Raw genomic sequence first — 274 nt, forward strand, 5'->3', positions numbered from 1 at the left:
CTGGAACACCAGCATGTAGTTGAAGGTGCCGCTGATGCCGAGGGGCATGCCGTCGGAGAAGGAGCCCTGACCGAAGGGATACACCAGGAACACGGCGCTGGCAGCAGCCACGGGGGCGCTGTAGGCGACGCAGATCCAGGGGCGCATGCCGAGGCGGTAGGAGAGTTCCCACTCGCGGCCCATGTAGCAGAAGACGCCGATCAGGAAGTGGAAGACAACCAGCTGGTAAGGACCGCCGTTGTACAGCCACTCATCGAGGGAGGCAGCTTCCCAG

1 pseudogene is annotated in these 274 nt (G+C 63.5%); it reads right to left on the reverse strand.

Features of this window, described 5'->3' with window-relative positions:
* A pseudogene (locus tag ACLNEE_RS17090) lies at positions 1-274 on the reverse strand (photosystem II q(b) protein); the annotation flags it as partial.

The organism is Aphanothece stagnina RSMan2012, from assembly GCF_046764815.1.
Taxonomy (GTDB): domain Bacteria; phylum Cyanobacteriota; class Cyanobacteriia; order PCC-6307; family Cyanobiaceae; genus NIES-981.